Here is a 13,621-nt window from a genome sequence, read left to right on the forward strand (position 1 = left end):
CACCTCGTCCGAACCTTGAAAACCGCATAACTTCGTGAAAGCACAGTGTAATTGTAAACTTTTTTATTTCTACTTTCCATATATTTTCTAGTTCTTTGATTTTAGCTTCAGATCCCGGACTTCTCAAAGAAGTCCGGGATCTTGTGGTTCATGATCAATTATCCTTTCTTAGATAATAACTTCCCAACCGTGCGATTTTCTGGTCTAAAAGTTGCTTGGGCGACTCTTTGAACATCTTGGGGAGTTACCGCCGCAATTTGTTCTAATTCCTTAAATAAATTGCGCCAAGAACCTGTTTTAACCTCATATTCTACCAATTGTTCCGCCATACCCATATTAGAATCAAGTGCTTTTAATACTGCTACCTTAGCTTGGGTTTTCACTCTTTCTAATTCCTGTAAAGATACAGGTTCGTTTTTGATTTTTTCCAGTTCCACATTTAACGCTTTAGCTACATCATCCAAAGTTTTATTAGGTGCAGAAAGCACATAGAAAAGCATTAAATTGGGGTTCTTATCTCCAGGAAAACCACTATAACCTTCTGCTGCTAATGCTACTTGTTGTTTTTCCACCAAAGATTTATATAATCTCGATGTTCTACCATCACTTAATAAACTACCAATAATGTTATAAATCACATTATCAGGATGGTTAATTGCTGGCCGATGATAACCTTCTAAATACCAAGGTTGACTTACTAATTCTAAGGTAAATTCTCTCAGTGCTGTTTGTGGTGGTTCAACAGGTAATTTTTGTTGTGGTTTTGGTTGTGCTGGATAACGTCCAAAATAAATTTGTGCTAGTCTTTTTACTTCTGTGGGATTCACATCTCCCACAATGGCAATTGTTAAATTACTGGGTGTATAATATGCTTTGAAGAATTTGGCTACATCCGTTGGTGAAAGGTTTCTAATATCTTGATCATAACCAATTACTGGCCTTCTGTAAGGATGTACTGTAAAAGCAGTATCTGTGAACTTTTCAATCATTGTTCCAATGGGAGAGTTATCTACTCTTAACCGTCTTTCTTCTAAAATTACATCCCTTTCTTTGTAAAATTCTCTAAATACAGGTTCTAAGAATCTTTCTGACTCTAAAGACATCCACAATTCTAATTTATTGGAGGGAAAACTGTAAAAGTAATTAGTTGCTTCTGATGATGTGGTAGCATTTAAACCCGTTCCTCCAGCTTGTTCTACTATTTGTCCGATTTCATTTTGTTTTACTAGTTTTTGGGCTTGATATTCTAGGTTTTTAAATTCGGTTTCCAGTGCAGCTAATTCACTTTTTCTATCATTATTACCACTGTTTTTAATGTCTCTAATTTGCTGATCTAATTTCTCCAATTTTTCTAGTAATGGTTTTTCTTGTTGATAGTTGGTTGTACCAATACGTCTTGTTCCTTTAAATGCTAAATGTTCTAAAAAATGCGCTACTCCTGTTTTTCCATCGGGTTCATCAATTCCACCCACATCTGCATAAGTAATAAAGGAAACTACTGGGGCTTGATGTCTTTCTAACACGATGAATTTTAAGCCGTTATCTAGTTTAAATTCTGTTAGTTGATTAATTACTCTATCTAAGTATGGTTGAATAGAGTTTTGATCTGTTTGCTGGTTTTTTTGTAATGCTAAACTAATTTCTGGATGGCATCCAAAAATAAAGATTGTTAATGCTAAGATGGTTACAAATGTCCGGCGGATGTAGCCAGAAAAAATGTAACTGGAAAATTTTAATACCGAGATTCTCAAATTCATAAGCAAAATTGGCAAGAAAACTACTGATTACTTTCAATCAGTTTACACTTTTTTAGAAATAAAGGTTTTTCATTTAAAGTCCGGTATAAAAAAGCTAACTAATGCTAACAAAGGTTCGCTTTTTCTTCCTGCTTTATCCTAGAAGTGTCGGCACTATCTAGTCCACAGGCTAACACGGTTAATTTAACCGCAGTTCGACAAGCTCACTGACCACTTTTTTTAAATCTGTTGCCGCGTTTAAATCTCTGTCATACTCAAAACCGCATCTAAGCTAATGTGCAGCACTCACTGTATAATTAAAAAACCTGAATTTACAGTAGCACAAGCATCTTGCTTGTATTAATTATTCAAGTTAAAGGCACAACAGCTTACCACATTTAAACACTCTTTGAGATAGTGGTAGTTGAGATTTTTTCTCTCCACAAGCAAGTTTTACTCGTTAAAAAGCCTATACTGTCTTTGTTACGACTTTTAGATTAGTGATTTTACTCTGCGGTACTAAGCTATTGTGCTTTTAATTTGGATAATAGCAGGACTTACGCAACTTGCACATTGGTAGGGTGTGGTTTGACAAGCTCACCAACCACGTCAGACAGTATAAATCATGTAAATAACCAAATTGTTGATATCTGACGCACCCTACAACGGATTTTTTAGTGTTACACTTGCGGAATTCCTAAATAGATGCAAGCAAGATGCTTTTACTACAGTAATTTTAGGTTTTATACAGTTTAGTTGTTAGTTGCACATCAGCTTAGATCCCACCTTACCCTTTCTTTTCTTCTTTACCCCCGACTTTGAAAACACCCCGCTACTAACTGTTAATAAAGTGTAACAAATAACGGTTTTCCTCTGCTATGTATGATAGGTATATATTAACCGCTTTACCGTTAGCGAAACCTGAAAAATGAGCGCAAATATAGATAATTTTAACCCCGTTCGTAAACCCAAGATTTTCAATAATAGAGACTGGTTTATTGAAGGCTGGTATTGGGTATTACCTGCAAAATTATTACAGGTTGGTGAAGTTAAATCTGTGACGATTTATGGTAAAGAATTAATTGTGTATCGTGGTCAAGATAAACGAGCAGTGGTGATGGATGCTTATTGTCCCCATCTTGGTGCTAATTTGGCTAAGGGTAAGGTCATAGGTAATGAAATAAATTGTGTTTTACATGGTTGGAAATTTGATAATGAGGGGGTTTGTGTTCATGTTCCAGCGTTAGATGAACCTATGGCTATTAAAGCTAAAACTTGGCCAACTGCGGAAGCATACGGGATGATTTGGGTATGGACTGGAGAAACTCCTCAACAACCTTTACCGTTTATTTTAGAGTGGGAAAATCAAGATTTTCATTATTCTCTTGGTTCGCAATTTAATATTAATTCTCATCCTCATGTATTATTAATTAATGCTATTGATATTCAGCATTTTCATAGTGTTTATAATTTACCATTAAGTTTAGTTTTGGCGAAACAAGAACTTAATGAGAATGCTATTGTTTTCAGTAATGTTAGTAATATGAGTAATATCAGCGATCTTGTTAATGTTCATCATAAGTCTTTGTGGTGGAAATTCTGCCGGAAGTTTTTCAAAGGTTCTTTAAATTATAGTGTTTGTTATTGGTATGGAACAACTGCTATAGTTTCTTTTGTGGTTAATTCTTTTCAGCTACATATTATTTTTGCAACAAGAATGTTAGCTGGAGGAAATACTCAAGGACAAAGTTTAGTGATGGTGAAAAAACGCCAGGGTATTATAGGAATGATGATCAATAAAATATTATTATTGTTAGGAAAAAATATGAGCGATCGCTTAATCAAAAATAATGATCAATTTTTCTCCCATATCCAATTTAACCTAAAAACACCTCTGAAAGCTGATTTATCAATTATGCAATTTATTAATCATTTAGAACAACAAAAACCTATTCTCTGGGAAAGTTGGTTATTAAAGCGATCGCCTCAAAGAACAGAAGAACATCTTGAACAACGGGAAAAACGCGGAAAATGGCGAGATGAATTAGTTAATGATTAGATTCACAAATCTGACTAGAAACCTAATCTACTATACATATAATTTTAATTAATTATTGGAGATGTCTATTCAAAAATCTAAATCTTCACCTACTCTGAATCAATTTCCATAAAAATGAAGTGGACTTTTGCCACTTCATCAATTCCCAGGTAGAACCTAAATACGAGTATAACTACTAGTGATTTTAAAAATCGTATAAATACATACTAAATTTCTATTTAATTGCTATTTTCTGATAAAACAGTTTGATTTGTATAAATTTATATGCTTTCATGCGTTCTATGGGTTAAAACTACTGGCAACAATAGGTATAAAAAGTTAAGTTACGCTTCCTCAGGGGTAAATACGTTAACTAAGACTACAGAAAGTATCGCTGTTGGAGATGTAAGAGTAAAGAAGAGCGATCCCATAGTCTTATTTAAGATACACCTTATGGTAATTAAATGTGCATAATCACTAAAGCCCTGTAGGTACAATTCATGAATTGTCCCTACTATACACCATCAGTTTTTTCGTATTGCGCTTAAAAATGTATCCAGCATTATATAACATAAATCCTGAACTTGTGAACTCGCCCATCAAAAATCCTCAAATGCAAATATAAAATTTTGCAACTTTGTAGTTAAATTTTGTTAAGATAAAATACAGTATTGATAATGCTTGATGAAATACCCAACCCTTACCTACGAGACAGTTCATGCTGAGATTAGAACATATAAGTAAAATTTATCCTACTGGCGAAGTTCTGAAAGATATTAACTGGGAAGTCAAAAGTGGCGATCGCATCGGTTTAGTCGGTGTTAACGGTGCAGGAAAATCTACCCAATTAAAGATCATTTCTGGGGAAATTGAACCCACCGCAGGAGAAATTATCCGCCCTGCTAGTTTTCATATCGCTTATTTAAACCAAGAGTTTGATGTAGATCCTACAAGAACTGTCACGGAAGAGTTTTGGAAGGTATTTAAAGAAGCTAATGCAGTACAATTAGCATTGGCTGAAGTACAACGAGAAATGGAAACAGCTAGTTTAGAGGAATTAGACAAGCTGATTCACAAACTAGATAAATTACAACGTCAGTTTGAAGCCTTGGATGGATATGGTTTAGATGCTCGCATTGGTAAAATATTACCAGAAATGGGTTTTCAGATAGAAGACGGCGATCGCTTAGTAAGCGCCTTTTCTGGTGGTTGGCAAATGCGGATGAGTTTAGGTAAGATATTACTCCAAGAACCAGATTTATTACTACTGGACGAACCTACCAACCACTTAGACTTAGAAACCATTGAATGGTTAGAGAACTATCTGAAAAAACTGACCACACCAATGGTCATAGTCTCCCATGACCGAGAATTTTTAGATCGTCTTTGTACCCAAATAGTAGAAACTGAACGCGGTGTTTCCACCACCTACTTAGGTAACTATTCTGCATATCTGCAACAAAAAGCCGAAAATGAAGCAGCACAAATGAACGCTTTTGAAAGGCAACAAAAAGAATTAGATAAACAACAGGCATTTGTAGATAGATTTAGAGCCAGTGCAACTCGCAGTACCCAAGCCAAAAGTAGAGAAAAGCAACTAGAAAAAATTGAAAGAATTGAAGCACCTACCGCCGGAGTTAGAACATTACGCTTCCATTTCCCTGATGCACCCCGCAGTGGTAGAGAAGTAGTAGAAATTAAAGATTTAACTCACATCTATGGAGATAAAATACTCTTCCTAGCTGCAAACCTATTAATTGAAAGAGGGGATAGAATCGCTTTCTTAGGTCCAAACGGAGCAGGAAAATCCACATTGTTAAAAATTATCATGGGGATTGAACCAGCCAGCGAAGGAACGGTTAAACTAGGCGATCATAACGTCATTCCTGGATATTTTGAGCAAAATCAAGCAGAAGCCTTAGATTTAAACAAAACTGTCATGGAAACCATTCATGATGAAGTACCAGACTGGAAAAACGAAGAAGTGCGTACCTTGTTAGGTAAATTCCTATTTTCAGGAGATACGGTATTTAAGCAAGTTAAATCTTTAAGTGGTGGGGAAAAAGCGCGGTTAGCTTTAGCCAAAATGTTACTAACTCCTGCAAATCTAATTATACTAGATGAGCCAACAAACCACTTAGACATTCCTGCCAAAGAAATGTTAGAAGAAGCATTGAAAAATTACGATGGTACAGCCATTGTAGTTTCCCATGATCGTTATTTTATCTCTCAAGTTGCGAATAAAATAGTAGAAATTAGAGATGGTGATTTTCGAGTATATTTAGGAGATTATCACTATTATTTGCAGAAGATAGAAGAAGAGAAAGAACAGGAAAGACTAAAAGCAATAGAAGCAGAAAAAGCTGCGAAAAAAGCCGCAAAAGCTGCCAAGTCAACAGCTAAAAGAAACTAGAATATAGTAGGGTGTGTTACGCTACCGATAACTCACCCTATGAATCTAATAAATTACGTTAAATAGATTCTTTAAATGCTTATTCTAATTATACGGAAAGTTGTAAAGTATTAGCCCATTTTTGAAGATAGATAAAATCAAGTTCTGATTGTTGTAGTTTTAATATACCTAAAATATCTCGCCATTGTTGATAAGATTGTTTTTGCGTCATGGGATACCAGATAAGTTTTTGTAAAATGGTATCTTCTGGAGTATAAAGTATAAAAGTTAAGAGTTTGTCCTATTTCATAGTTGTTCCATGTTTATATCTTCTACATTTATATTTCTATATTTAGATTAGCATTGCATTTAACAAGAATACTATGATCATAAAGTTCAGATTCTGCTAAATCTAAATCATCATGCCAATAATACAGCACATTCCATCTACATGAGGTACACTAGGAACACAGCAAGATGCCTGTGTTACAAGGGTTTTATCATGAATATCTGTACCTCATAATAACGGAAACTGCTGTAATTTAATAAATCTTATGCGCTATTCCATATTTAAGTAATAAGAAAGGTGGACTTGAAAGCCCACCCCATTTATATTAACCAATTATATTAAGCTATTAAGCACCTTCCCGTAACTTATCCAACACACTGCGATCTTCCAAAGTCGAAGTATCTCCTGATACCTCCTGACCTGCTGCCAGATTCCGTAATAACCGCCGCATAATCTTACCTGATCTAGTCTTAGGTAAAGCATCAGTAAATCTAATTTCTCCTGGACGAGCGATCGCTCCAATTTCACTGACAACGTGCTTTTTCAACTCTTTACTAAGTTCTTCACTAGGTTGAAAACTGCCTTCCAATGTCACAAAAGCTACTACTTCCTCACCTTTCAAATCGTCAGGTTTACCGACAACTGCCGCTTCTGCAACCGCCGGATGGGATACCAAAGCAGATTCTACCTCCATAGTTCCTAAACGATGTCCAGAAACATTTAACACATCATCTACCCGTCCCATTACCCAAAAATAACCATCTTCATCTTTTCGCGCACCATCACCAGCAAAATATGTATAGTTACCATTTTGTGGTGGAATATGTTCCCAGTAGGTTCTACGGAAGCGTTCAGGATCTCCATATACTGTCCGCATCATCCCCGGCCAAGGATGACGAATGGCTAAATAACCACCTTCATTTTCGGGAACTGTGTTACCTTCTAAATCCACTACATCCGCAATAATGCCAGGAAATGGTTTGGTGGCTGATCCCGGTTTAGTAGCGATCGCACCAGGTAAAGGTGTAATCATAATACCACCAGTTTCCGTTTGCCACCAAGTATCCACAATGGGACAGCGTTCACCACCAATGATTTTATGATACCACATCCACGCTTCAGGATTGATAGGTTCACCTACAGTCCCCAATAATCGCAAAGAGGAGAGATTTCTTGATTTAGGATGATGTTCGCCCATTTTAATAAAAGCGCGGATGGCGGTGGGAGCAGTATAAAAAATATTTACTCCATACTTTTCAATCACATCCCAAAAACAACCCAAATTAGAAGCACGAGGCGCACCTTCATACATGACAGTGGTTGCACCGTTGGATAATGGTCCATAAACTATATAACTATGTCCCGTAATCCAACCTACATCGGCCGTACACCAATATACATCCGTATCTTTCAGATCAAAAATCCATTTTGTAGTAATATGAGAGTATAAGTTATAACCTCCTGTTGTATGCACTACTCCTTTCGGTTTTCCCGTACTACCGGAAGTATAAAGGACAAACAACATATCTTCACTATCCATTGGTTCTGCCGGACAATGGGCAGATACGCCTTGCTGTAAATCATGCCACCAATGATCTCGACCTACTGACATAGAAATTTTTTGTTTTGTGCGTTGTACTACCAGTACATCAGTTACAGAAGGTACAGCATCATCCGCCAAGGCTTTATCTACTTGTTCTTTAAGCGGTACAATGGCATCCTTACGCCAACCACCATCGGCTGTAACTACTACCTTAGCTGCTGCATCATTGAGGCGATCGCGCAATGCTTCCGCACTAAATCCCCCAAAAACAACACTATGGGGTGCACCTATTCTAGCACAAGCTAACATAGCAATAGCAGCTTCAGGAATCATCGGCATATAAATACCTACCCGATCACCCTTTTTCACTCCTAACTGCTTTAAAACATTAGCAAATTGACAAACTTCTCGATATAGTTGGGAGTATGTCAAAGTACGAGAATCTCCAGGTTCTCCTTCCCAAATTAAAGCCGCTTTATTTTTGCGCCAATTATTTAAATGTCTATCAAGACAGTTGTAAGAAATATTAATCTTGCCATTAACAAACCATTTAGCAAAAGGAGCTTGCCAATCTAAAACCTTATCCCAAGGTGCAAACCAATCTAACTCAGTTTCAGCTAACTTTGCCCAAAATGCTTGGGGATCTGCCTTAGCTTCCTCGTAAATTCGCTGATAGTCTTCTAAACTAGAGATATGGGCAGATTGGGAAAAATCACTGTGAGGATGAAACAGGCGTTTTTCCTGTAAAATGGACTCTATAGTGGGTTGTGACATGGTAATTAAGTAAAATAATTGTCAAATTCGATAACTTGTAACTAGCACATTGGTAGGGTGCGTCAGACTGCATAACTGCAAATAAACAGATTGTTGATATCTGACGCACCCTACCACTAAAAACTATTTTTGACTACAGATTATGAGATATGAGATCAAGTTTTGTAAATTGTAAAGATTATTTACTAAAATGATCAATGAAGACCAATCTCAGATGAAAATCAAGAAACGCTGATTTTTGCAGTATTGTTAGCAGTGTTGTTAGCAATCAATTGTGAAAAAAAGTCAAAAAACTTTAGAAAAACTTTAGAAAAATTAACATCATGTTTTTAACAAATTTTTTTACTGCCCAAAAGGGATGTTATGTCTTGGTAAAAATGTTAGTATTTGACAATAGGATATAGCTTGCAAGCCAAAGAAATTAAGGATAAACTAAAATTGCTGATTGAGCAATCCTCTGGCATAGATCCAAACCTAACAAGAAGGTTAAGAGATGTGTATCGTTGGATCAGAAATATTAAGCTGGGTACACTAGCATCTAAGCCGATAGTAATCGCTTTCCTGTTAGAGGTAATTACAGATGCCAAAGTCTGGTTAGCAATACAATCATTACCATCAGAGGAAGCCAAAAGACTGGAATTGGAGCAAATGAGCCCCAATGAGAGATACTGGTATGGTTATTTATTTCCTAAATGGATTAATGCGACAGACACCAAATTTTATATTTGGAAGAAAAAAATGATGGCAGGGGAATTTAATCAGGCTGATAGTGATATTATTAAATATATAGCCCAAGATATTGTCAATCGAGAAGGAGATATTTGGCAGCGCTATATAGCGGATCTATCTATGGCTACAGACTTAATTGTAAGTCACCATCAACGTAAACCACTCTGCATACAAGTTACGAGTATCGGTGAACAATTTCATCATGAAAAATATCAAAAGTGGCAAAACGCGCTGCAATTGTGGGAAATAGAAAGGGGGTTATTTCTGAGTTACAATCCCGCAGAAAGTGACTTTATTCGACAGTTAGTAAATGTAGCACTGTACAACAGTGATCATCTAGCTGAAGGTAAGTATTTGAATTTTTCCTGATTCCCATTATAGGGGATGGAAATTTGTGTCCTAGTCTACATTATTAATTCAATTCCATTAATTTAATTTCCTAAAACCACCACCTATGGTTAACCAGCAACAAACAAACAGCAACACTCAAATTGAAACTTTAAGCGAAGCCTTAGCATCAGCCCGAAAAATGCAGCAAGATTGGTTAAATTATGGACTAAATTTTGTACATATTTATGTTGAAGATGTAGATGGAGACTGGTTAGAAACTTGGGGGGATGATGAATGTAACACTTTATTTGATGATATTAAAGAGTTTTTAATTAGTAATCATGATGTAGCAGTAAAAATTAGAAATAATCTAGGTGAAAGATCATTATTTGACTTAGCAGTAAATTTAGAGGAATGTTTAAGAATTACCCAATCTGATGATAAAACCTTGGCGGTAAAAAATGTTTTAGCTGCTGATGTTGATCTAGAAGATGATGAATTATTACAAGTGGCTAGTGATTTTGTGGATCAAATATTATAGTTAGCTATTAGCAGTCAGTAGGGGTTGAACGCTGCTAAACCCCTACAGATAGTCAAGAGTCAGAAGAAAGAATTTTCACTTCCCATTTCCTACTTCGCACTTAGCATTCCATGGATCATCAGTAACTTATGCTATAGTGTATAATAGAACTTGTTATGTGTGTTATTTTTAACTTTTCCCTGCTTGAGAAATTGTAATGTTAGATCACTTTTTTGATTACTTGCACTTTAGTTTTAGTACTGATGACCCTATAGTATTAATCATACTAGTGTTTTTGGAATCTGTACTATCTGCGGATAATGCGGTGGCCTTAGCAGCGATCGCCCAAGGCTTAGAAGACGAAAAACTAGAAAAGGAAGCTCTTAATTACGGTTTAGTCATAGCTTACGTATTGAGAATTAGTCTACTGTTAACCGCCACCTGGGTACAACAATTTTGGCAATTTGAAGTATTGGGGGGTGCTTACTTATTGTGGTTAGTCTTCCAACATTTCACGTCTGGTGAAGAGGAAAATGATCAAAACCGCGAACCACGTTTTAAATCTTTGTGGCAAGCTATACCTGTGATAGCATTTACAGATTTAGCTTTTTCATTGGACAGTGTGACTACAGCGATCGCTATTTCTCCTGAAACATGGTTAGTGATTACAGGGACAACAATTGGTATTATTGCCTTACGATATATGGCAGGCTTATTTATTCGCTGGTTGGATGAATATGAACATTTAGCCGATGCAGCCTATATTACCGTAGGATTTGTGGGATTACGGCTAATATTAAAAGTAATTAATGAGAACTTAGTACCACCACAATGGGTAATAATTAGTGCTATAGCTATTATGTTTATCTGGGGATTTTCTAAGCGCACTGAAATTAAATCACCAGTTACAGAAGAGGTAGAAAAAACGGAAGTGCATAAATAAGGAGATCAAGGAGTCAGGAGTCAGGAGATCAAGGAGAAAGTATTTGAACTGTAACCTATCACCTGTCACCTGTCACCTGTCACCTGTCACCTGTCACCTGAAAAACTACTACTCTCGTAACCAAGGAGTTAAATTAGGTTCCCAAGACACTAACTCATCATCTTTAAACCACAGTTTAATTTCTCTTTGAGCGGTTTCTTGTGCATCAGAACCATGAATCAAATTACGGCCAACATTAATACCAAAATCACCACGAATTGTACCAGGTTCAGCAGTGAGAGGATTGGTTGAACCAATGATTTTTCTCGCCGCAGCCACTACACCTTCACCTTCCCAAACCATTGCTACCACAGGGCTAGAAATAATAAACTCCACCAAACCAGGGAAGAAAGGTCTTTCCTTATGAACATCATAATGTTGTTCAGCCAATTCTCGACTGACTTTCATCATCTTTAAGCCAACTAGGGTAAAACCCTTAGACTCAAATCTGCGGATAATTTCGCCTACTAAATTGCGCTGTACACCGTCAGGCTTTATTGCTAAAAATGTGCGTTCCAAGTCAGTCTCCAAAAACATAATCTAAAATTTTCATGGGTGAGTGGTTTAACAATCACCGCATTATATATTCTGACTGATAATGGTACATTTTCAACATGAACAAATTAAGAGGAGATCGAGGAGTGAGGAGGATATTGTACCAATTACTAATTAATTACTAATTAATTACCAATTACCAATTAATTACCAATGCTCAAAATTATATATTCCGATGAATTTTTAGAACATGATACTGGTTCTTATCATCCCGAAAAACCAGAACGTTTAACAGCTATTGTTAATGCTTTAAAGTCTGCTAAATTTTCTCATCAACTAACTTGGCAATTACCCACACCTGTACATGATAATCCATCTTTGATGAATTGGATTGAAAAAGTACATACAAAAACCTATATTGATAAGGTTAAAACCATTGCTAAAAATGGTGGAGGTTATTTAGATGCGGATACTCCTATTAGTCCCCGCAGTTATGATGTAGCTTTATTAGCTGTTAATGCTTGGTTAGATGGCGTAGATACAGTTATTAAAGAAAATAAATCAGCTTTTGTTTTAGCCCGTCCACCTGGACATCATGCGGTAAGTAACACAGGTATGGGTTTCTGTTTATTTTCTAATGCAGCGATCGCTGCTTTTTACGCTTTAGAACAATCAAATATTCATCGTGTAGCTATTATAGATTGGGATGTACATCATGGTAATGGAACTCAGTTTATAGTAGAAAGTCATCCTCACATAGCCTATTGTTCTTTACATGAATATCCCGCTTATCCTGGTACGGGAAAAAGTGCAGAAAAAGGTGATCATGATAATGTTCTGAATATCCCTGTTTATAGAGGTTGTGATATTACTATTTATCGGCCTTTATGGGAGAAAAAAATTATTCCTTTTATCAGCAATTTTCAACCTGACTTATTAATTATTAGTGCTGGTTATGATGCTTTAGCTGATGATCCTTTAGCGGGGGTAGAATTACAACCAGAAGACTTTGGTTTATTTACTGAATATTGTTTACAAATTACTCCTAATATTATTTTTGGCTTAGAAGGAGGTTATGATTTATCAGGTTTAGCTAAATCTGTAGTTGCTACTATTCAATCATGTTTAAAATAGGATAATTAGGGCTGGCTGAATAAACCGAAAAGCTAGTATCGCAGGGTGGAAGTCATGCATTCAAAACCAAAACAGTATAGGCTTTTGGACGATTTGGAATGGTTGGTTTATTTACGCCAAGCTGTACTAGATAAATAAAGAGTTGAAGCGTTATAAAAAATAACAAAGTGCAAAAGAATGTATATAAAAAAATAACAAGACACATCACCAGAAGAGTTTGACCTACCCTTTGGGGGGGGAATTAGCAACAGATAACCGATAGATAGTATTAGTGACAATAATACCTTGGACAGAATATGCAGCTATATTTACAGAAGAAATAGGCGCACCAGCCAAAATATTAAGCATCTTACTTGCATCATTTCTCATAAATATATTGATGTTTCAGGAGCAATAATTTCTCCACTACCTAACTTTAAGATCATATCTTGATCTGTGATTAATTCTCCCAATTTTTTGGCTTTTAAATTCATCTTTTTGCAAGCCTTTTTTAACTCTTCAGTAAAACTATTAATATCATTACCATACCCGCATTGATAAGCAGCAACTTCTATACCTTGAGTAGCATTTGCTCGCGCACAATCTACTAATTCTACATCATACAATGGTTTTAAGGATGCCATAAAGAAAAATTCATTAAAAATTAATTGTTGATTTAT

The 13,621-nt window shown here is 36.0% G+C and carries 12 protein-coding genes; 6 read left to right on the plus strand and 6 right to left on the minus strand.

All coding sequences use genetic code 11. From position 1 onward, the window contains the following. Positions 1-158 precede the first annotated feature (158 nt). Positions 159-1,757 carry a pitrilysin family protein gene (locus H6F32_RS07350; RefSeq protein WP_190368681.1) on the minus strand — a complete coding sequence of 533 codons (1,599 nt, stop codon included), beginning with the start codon at positions 1,755-1,757 and terminating at the stop codon, positions 159-161. 907 nt (positions 1,758-2,664) lie between these two features. Between H6F32_RS07350 and H6F32_RS07355 the strand changes: the two genes are divergently transcribed. Continuing rightward, the gene (locus tag H6F32_RS07355; RefSeq protein WP_190368682.1) at positions 2,665-3,795 is read left to right on the plus strand and encodes an aromatic ring-hydroxylating dioxygenase subunit alpha; all 1,131 of its coding nucleotides are present in this window, start codon (positions 2,665-2,667) and stop codon (positions 3,793-3,795) included. Positions 3,796-4,492: 697 nt separating this feature from the next. Further along, positions 4,493-6,187, plus strand: coding sequence for an ABC-F family ATP-binding cassette domain-containing protein (locus H6F32_RS07360; RefSeq protein WP_190368683.1), 1,695 nt, complete (start codon positions 4,493-4,495; stop codon positions 6,185-6,187). Positions 6,188-6,275: 88 nt separating this feature from the next. Here H6F32_RS07360 and H6F32_RS20895 read toward each other — a convergent pair whose 3' ends face one another. Further along, a complete protein-coding gene (locus H6F32_RS20895) occupies positions 6,276-6,398 on the minus strand; it encodes a hypothetical protein (RefSeq protein ID WP_277875058.1) in 123 nt (40 codons plus the stop codon). Positions 6,399-6,801: 403 nt separating this feature from the next. Continuing rightward, positions 6,802-8,772, minus strand: coding sequence for an acetate--CoA ligase (gene acs / locus H6F32_RS07365; RefSeq protein ID WP_190368684.1), 1,971 nt, complete (start codon positions 8,770-8,772; stop codon positions 6,802-6,804). Positions 8,773-9,177: 405 nt separating this feature from the next. On the opposite strand from acs, the gene H6F32_RS07370 reads away from it, so the two are divergent. The 3 genes from H6F32_RS07370 to H6F32_RS07380 all read left to right on the plus strand — a co-directional run bounded on the left by H6F32_RS07370 (position 9,178) and on the right by H6F32_RS07380 (position 11,294). Then, positions 9,178-9,870, plus strand: coding sequence for a hypothetical protein (locus tag H6F32_RS07370; RefSeq protein WP_190368685.1), 693 nt, complete (start codon positions 9,178-9,180; stop codon positions 9,868-9,870). Between the two features lie 85 nt (positions 9,871-9,955). Beyond that, positions 9,956-10,372 (plus strand): hypothetical protein, encoded by a 417-nt coding sequence (locus H6F32_RS07375; protein WP_190368686.1) that lies wholly within the window; start codon positions 9,956-9,958, stop codon positions 10,370-10,372. 196 nt (positions 10,373-10,568) lie between these two features. Next, the gene (locus H6F32_RS07380) at positions 10,569-11,294 is read left to right on the plus strand and encodes a TerC family protein (protein WP_190368687.1); all 726 of its coding nucleotides are present in this window, start codon (positions 10,569-10,571) and stop codon (positions 11,292-11,294) included. A gap of 108 nt (positions 11,295-11,402) precedes the next feature. Here the strand turns inward: H6F32_RS07380 and ndk are convergent, their stop codons facing one another. Beyond that, the gene (gene ndk, locus H6F32_RS07385; protein ID WP_190368773.1) at positions 11,403-11,852 is read right to left on the minus strand and encodes a nucleoside-diphosphate kinase; all 450 of its coding nucleotides are present in this window, start codon (positions 11,850-11,852) and stop codon (positions 11,403-11,405) included. 189 nt (positions 11,853-12,041) lie between these two features. On the opposite strand from ndk, the gene H6F32_RS07390 reads away from it, so the two are divergent. Next, positions 12,042-12,962, plus strand: coding sequence for a histone deacetylase (locus tag H6F32_RS07390; RefSeq protein WP_190368688.1), 921 nt, complete (start codon positions 12,042-12,044; stop codon positions 12,960-12,962). 222 nt (positions 12,963-13,184) lie between these two features. Here H6F32_RS07390 and H6F32_RS20900 read toward each other — a convergent pair whose 3' ends face one another. Both H6F32_RS20900 and H6F32_RS07395 read right to left on the minus strand, forming a co-directional pair. Then, positions 13,185-13,310 carry a hypothetical protein gene (locus H6F32_RS20900; RefSeq protein ID WP_277875059.1) on the minus strand — a complete coding sequence of 42 codons (126 nt, stop codon included), beginning with the start codon at positions 13,308-13,310 and terminating at the stop codon, positions 13,185-13,187. A 17-nt stretch (positions 13,311-13,327) separates the two neighbouring features. Continuing rightward, the gene (locus tag H6F32_RS07395) at positions 13,328-13,585 is read right to left on the minus strand and encodes a hypothetical protein (protein ID WP_190368689.1); all 258 of its coding nucleotides are present in this window, start codon (positions 13,583-13,585) and stop codon (positions 13,328-13,330) included. Positions 13,586-13,621: the final 36 nt, after the last annotated feature.

The organism is Anabaena sp. FACHB-1237, from assembly GCF_014696225.1.
Classification (GTDB): domain Bacteria; phylum Cyanobacteriota; class Cyanobacteriia; order Cyanobacteriales; family Nostocaceae; genus FACHB-1237.

Excerpts from the sequence above, each read along its gene's own strand:
- H6F32_RS07350 (WP_190368681.1), bottom strand. The coding sequence starts at position 1,757 with ATGAATTTGAGAATCTCGGTATTAAAATTTTCCAGTTACATTTTTTCT.
- H6F32_RS07355 (WP_190368682.1), top strand. The coding sequence starts at position 2,665 with ATGAGCGCAAATATAGATAATTTTAACCCCGTTCGTAAACCCAAGATT.
- H6F32_RS07360 (WP_190368683.1), top strand. The coding sequence starts at position 4,493 with ATGCTGAGATTAGAACATATAAGTAAAATTTATCCTACTGGCGAAGTT.
- H6F32_RS20895 (WP_277875058.1), bottom strand. The coding sequence starts at position 6,398 with ATGACGCAAAAACAATCTTATCAACAATGGCGAGATATTTTAGGTATA.
- acs (WP_190368684.1), bottom strand. The coding sequence starts at position 8,772 with ATGTCACAACCCACTATAGAGTCCATTTTACAGGAAAAACGCCTGTTT.
- H6F32_RS07375 (WP_190368686.1), top strand. The coding sequence starts at position 9,956 with ATGGTTAACCAGCAACAAACAAACAGCAACACTCAAATTGAAACTTTA.
- H6F32_RS07380 (WP_190368687.1), top strand. The coding sequence starts at position 10,569 with ATGTTAGATCACTTTTTTGATTACTTGCACTTTAGTTTTAGTACTGAT.
- H6F32_RS07390 (WP_190368688.1), top strand. The coding sequence starts at position 12,042 with ATGCTCAAAATTATATATTCCGATGAATTTTTAGAACATGATACTGGT.
- H6F32_RS20900 (WP_277875059.1), bottom strand. The coding sequence starts at position 13,310 with ATGCTTAATATTTTGGCTGGTGCGCCTATTTCTTCTGTAAATATAGCT.
- H6F32_RS07395 (WP_190368689.1), bottom strand. The coding sequence starts at position 13,585 with ATGGCATCCTTAAAACCATTGTATGATGTAGAATTAGTAGATTGTGCG.